This window comes from Collinsella aerofaciens (genome assembly GCF_039752985.1).
GTDB lineage: Bacteria > Actinomycetota > Coriobacteriia > Coriobacteriales > Coriobacteriaceae > Collinsella > Collinsella aerofaciens_BT.
In genome coordinates, this window is sequence record NZ_JBDMHA010000115.1 from 1 (window position 1) to 2,773 (window position 2,773).

Sequence of the window (2,773 nt, forward strand, 5' to 3'; positions counted from 1 at the left end):
ACGAGCACACCGATATGCACCTTTTGGCGAAACGTGCCGCGCGAGGCCGAAAGTTGCTTGTTGACACGGTCCAGGCTGCTGCGAGAGCCGGTCTTGGTTGAACGGAACAGATCCGCCGGAGAAAAATCCATCGCAACCTCCTATCGAACCGAAGAATCGCCCGAGGCCGAAGAGGTATCGGGCTCGCCATAAATCACGCCGAGCACGTCGCGCACGACATGCATCGCGGTATCTGAGCCACCGCCGCCCTGCTCCAGGACGGTAGCGATGACATACTTGGGGTCATCGGCCGGTGCATAGGCGCAGAACCACGCGTATTCATCCTCGCCACTTTTCTCGCCCGTGCCCGACTTGCCGTATACCTGCGGCGTCAGGGTGCCAAAGTGAGCCGCCAGGGACGTCGATGCCGTGTAAATCACGTCGTGCATGCCGTTGCGAACAAGAGCCAAATCCGAATCGCTGTTGATCTTGGCCTCCAGGCGCTTCTTCTTGCCCTTGCCGTTGTACTTATAGGCATCGCCGTCGCCATCGCGCGACACGGCAGACAAAAACACGTGAGGCACGTACTGTTTGCCGCCGTTGGCAAGACCCATATAGGCACACGCCATCTGCAGGGGCGTCACCAGGATGTCGCCCTGACCGATGGCAATGTTGGTCATATCGCCGGCATTCCACTTGCGGTCCTCGGCAGAGGCGTCGGTGAAGTACGACTCTTTCCACTCGGCATCGGGAATACGGCCCGCGCCTTCACTCGGCAGATCGATACCGCAGGTCTTGCCCAGGCCCCAGCGACGAAAGACCTCCTGCAGGCCCTCGGAATGCTGCTCGTCATAAAAAAACGCCTTGCCCATGTCGTAGAAGACGGGGTCGCACGAGTTGGCGATACCCGACTGCAGCGTCATGGTGCCGTGGCCGGAATGCAGCCAGCAGTACTTGCCCCACGACTTGCCCAGGCCCGTCCAATAGCCCGTGCAGTTGGTTGTCTGCGTTGAAGTGTAGGTTCCAAACTCAAGACCGGCCAGTGCCGAGAGCGGCTTGATGGTCGAGGCCGACATGTACTGTCCGCTAATGGCGCGGTTGAGCAGCGGGTGCGAACCCTTGTCATCATTTAGCTCGGTCCACACGTCATTTGAGACGCCGCCGATAAAGACGGACGGATCAAACTTGGGCTCGCTCGCCATGCCCAGGATCTCGCCATTGTTGGGATCGAGACACACCACAGCGCCGTTGCCGGCATTGCTGTAGCCGGTGGTCTTGGCAAGCTCGATAGCGCTCGCCAGCGCCGTCTCACAGGCCTGTTGGATCTTAAGGTCGAGCGTGAGCTTAATGTCGGAGCCGGCCTTCGCGGGCACAGCGCCGGCCTGACCGGTCACATTGCCCGATGCATCGACCTTGACGGTCTGCTCGCCACGAATACCCTGCAGCAAGTTTTCGTAGTAGCTCTCAACGCCCGCCTGGCCCACGATATCGCCCGACTGGTACGTAATCTTGCCAGCAGAAGCATCATCATCGCCAGAGGTTTTCTTATTCTGGGCCTCGAGCTGCTCGGAGGTAATGGTGCCGGTATAGCCCAAGATATGGCATGCCGTCTCGCCATATGGATACTGACGCTCGGTACGCTCGGCAATCTTGACGCCCGGGAACTCGCCGGCATGCTCCTGAATATAGGCAACCGTGGAGCGACGGACGTCCGTCGCGATGGTATGCAGGCTCTGAGCGCCCTCTGTATTGTCCTGAATATTGCGAAGGACCGCCACGTAAGGCATTCCAAGCACGTTGGCAAGATGGCGAACCAGAACCTCATCCTCGGCAAGGTCGCGGTAGGCCACGACAGCAAGTGAGGGACGGTTCTGGACAAGCGCCACGCCATTGCGGTCGAGGATGCGACCGCGCACAGCGGGTGTTGTAACGGTGCGAGTCTGATTACTATTGGCCTGCTTCTCGTAATAGTCCGATGAGACCATCTGCATGCCCCACAGCTTGACGGCAAGCGCCGCAAACATCGCGCCCACACCCGTGGTGAGGATGGAAAAGCGGCCCTTAAAGGCGGTCGACGCGGTATTGCCCTCGCCCTCGGTGGCGCGCGGGGCCGTTCCATGCTGCGTATCGTAGGTAAAACGGGAATCGCCACGACGCATGACGACCAGCGCGACCACGATGGCCACAACCAGCACGATACCGGCGATAATAACCGTCATCTGGGAAGACATCTACGGGCCTCCCCTATTTGAGCTTGCGGGTCTTGGGCTTAAAGCGCATACCCGCCTGGCGTCCGCCACGTGCGGAGAATCCATAGCCGGACTGCGGCACGACGCCGGACATCAAAAACGGAATGGCAACCAGACCCGTCAGGATCGAGGACGGCAGCGCATGGCCGAAGATCGCCACGACAAAGCTCGTCTCCAAACCCATAAACAGCAAGATGATGCTGTAGATCACATTAATGACGAGCGCAAAGGCGCCCACAGTGACGCCGCGCGCACTCGGGGTACCGCCCGTCTGACCGACGGCGCTGTGCACCAGGGCAAAAGAACCCACGGTCAGCAGGAGCGACATAACGCCCACCGGCACGGCAGCGGACAGGTCATAGAACAAGCCGCTGCAAAAACCGCACACGACGGCACGGGTCGGGTCGCCCGAGAACACGCTTAGGCACACCAGGATAATCATGAAGTTGACGCGACCGCCCGCAATGGAGATCTGCGGTGCCAGGCCTGCCTGCAGCAGCACGCACACAATGGCGGCGATCACAAACGTGCGGGAGCTCATCCCC

At 60.2% G+C, this 2,773-nt stretch carries 2 protein-coding genes; both read right to left on the reverse strand.

Translation table 11 applies throughout. The features are described 5' to 3' along the window. Nucleotides 1-140: 140 nt before the first annotated feature. Complete coding sequence (gene mrdA, locus ABHR76_RS09825) at nucleotides 141-2,210, reverse strand: penicillin-binding protein 2 (RefSeq protein ID WP_346977612.1); 2,070 nt, start codon at nucleotides 2,208-2,210, stop codon at nucleotides 141-143. A 13-nt stretch (nucleotides 2,211-2,223) separates the two neighbouring features. After that, nucleotides 2,224-2,773, reverse strand: a 550-nt coding sequence (locus ABHR76_RS09830; RefSeq protein WP_346977613.1) for a rod shape-determining protein MreD, incomplete at its 5' end; no start/stop codon positions are given.

What these genes read in the sequence shown, in the direction of transcription:
- mrdA (WP_346977612.1), bottom strand. Translation starts at nt 2,210, where the DNA reads ATGTCTTCCCAGATGACGGTTATTATCGCCGGTATCGTGCTGGTTGTG.